General features: G+C 39.5%; 2 protein-coding genes and 1 pseudogene. All 3 read left to right on the plus strand.

All coding sequences use genetic code 11. From position 1 onward, the window contains the following. Positions 1-963: pseudogene (locus ACFIME_RS01535) on the plus strand (filamentous hemagglutinin); the annotation flags it as partial. After that, positions 960-1,367 carry a hypothetical protein gene (locus tag ACFIME_RS01540; RefSeq protein ID WP_041581383.1) on the plus strand — a complete coding sequence of 136 codons (408 nt, stop codon included), beginning with the start codon at positions 960-962 and terminating at the stop codon, positions 1,365-1,367. The pseudogene ACFIME_RS01535 and the gene ACFIME_RS01540, both read left to right, overlap by 4 nt. A 170-nt stretch (positions 1,368-1,537) precedes the next feature. After that, positions 1,538-1,939: a hypothetical protein gene (locus ACFIME_RS01545; RefSeq protein WP_375612658.1), complete on the plus strand. Its 402-nt coding sequence runs from the start codon at positions 1,538-1,540 to the stop codon at positions 1,937-1,939. Positions 1,940-2,081: the final 142 nt, after the last annotated feature.

Below are 2,081 nucleotides of genomic sequence, written 5' to 3' on the forward strand. Positions count from 1 at the left end.
GATTTATCGGATGAAGGATTGGGATACTGGGACAAAGTGCGCGAAGTCGCAAATGTCAAAGAGCATCCAGTAGGTGAGATTGCGCATGATGAAAATGGCAATGTCCTCTATTTAACCGATGAAAATGGAGAGTATATAAAAGGCAGTGATGGAAAACCAATAATTCTGTATCGCTATTTAAAACCAGAGGAAGAAAAGCATTTACAAGCTGGTTCTGATGGCAACAGGCGTATGTTCTATAATGGTATTTTTAACACACCAGATGAGGCTGCCTATCGTGCTGTCCAATTAGCTGATAATGCGCATGAACCCCTTTATTTTACATACCACCCACAAGCTAAAGACAGGCTCGTAGAGTATGGGGTAGCAATTTATGAGTATTTTGGGGGATGGAGTAATTCGGCCAAGAAATTCCAAGATTTTACCTCTCGTTATGGTAATGACAAGGCTATTGTTAGTGCGCATAGTCGTGGTAGCTTAACAGTAGGCAATGGACTGCGTGACTTTGAAAAGCGCGGCATTCACGGTATAGCAGAAAAAACAGATATCTATCTTTTTGGACCAGCGGATCATGCTCGATCTATAGCGAATGCATTATATGTCGTAAGCGATGGCAAAAATGATCATGTTTACTTACAAAGCCATGCATCTGACCCCATTAGCACGTTGTTTGGTTACAATGCACCTACTTTTTATAAAGTACCTTTAAATCTAGATGTTTCACTTTTGGAGAAAGGTATAAAAAATCCTTTATATATGACGCTGTTTGTAGGAACCAGTTTATTGACTACAGCAACCTCTCCATTGATAGAGGGAGGGAGGGCGTTAGGCGGGTATGATCCTAGTCCCCATAATTGTTATGGTGATGCAAGTAAAGCGTGTATAACTAATTATGGAATACCGCCTACTAAACAAATTAATTCAACTTATTCAATTTTAGAGCATTTATGGAAGAAAAAATGAGACAAATTTTGAAATTATTGAGTGGTATAGTCCTATTAAGTGTAGCTGGATGTGACATTGAAAACATTGATAAGCCTCCTCCAGAGTATGTGAGTATGTGGGAGAAGGTAGGTGCAGATTCTACTGAAGTAGGAAAAGCCTTGTTAGAATGCGGAATGCCAAGCATTTTTGATATTGATTCAGAAAACAGAAAGCTTAGTATTAATGAGGATGCAACAATTTATGCTTGCATGGTTCAATCAGGATTCCATTATAAAGGGAGAGGAAACTGGTGTTATACATTTAGAGAAGAAAACCTTCCCATTTGTCAGCCTGGTGCTGTCATTCCGAAGAGAAGTGTCGAAAAGCGCTTAAACAGCCCGTTTTGTAAAAGAAGTCCAGTACAACCTGAATGCAAGCCTTAAGTGATGATCAACAATCCGCCATCCTTGCCTTCGCTTGGAATGGTGGGATTGTTTTCTCAACCAATCATCTCAATATTGTTCACCGTTGTTTTAAGCAGCGGTGACAGGAAATATCAACAGGTTTATGAGCTCTGTTTTATCGTAAATAAATCCATTGAAAGAGGGGAAAAATGAAGAAAATCTTAAAACTGTTGAGTTGCATGGCTTTGTTAAGTATCGCTGGATGTGACTCAAAGCCTCCTTCAAAATACTTTGTTATATGGCAAAAGCCAGATGCAGATTCTACTGAAGTAGCAAAAGCATTGTTAGAGTGTGGTAAGCCAACTCCTTATAATGCCGATACAGAAAATAGTGGATTAGGTTTCGGTGAATGGGCAATAATTCATACTTGTATGCTTCAATCTGGCTTCCACTATAGAAGTGAAAATGGAAAGTGGTGTGAAAATTGTCAAGATGATAGGATTCCGGTGTATCCTCTTAGTGGTTCTATCACGCCTCAGCGAAGTGTTGAGAGACGCTTAAATAGCCCTTATTGTAAAAAACATTCAGAACAACTTGAATGCCAGCCTTAAGTCTTGCTTCAGCAGAGAAAGCCTTGAATTTACACCAAATAAAGCACCAGGTTTGATGAGCTTGAGAAAGCCTTGTCCGTCCTTACGTGACAAGGTTTTCTTTTTATGCCGCGTCGTTATAACGTTGCTGTTTTGCTTGCTC

This window comes from Bartonella sp. AP1QHHD (assembly GCF_042196265.1).
GTDB lineage: Bacteria > Pseudomonadota > Alphaproteobacteria > Rhizobiales > Rhizobiaceae > Bartonella.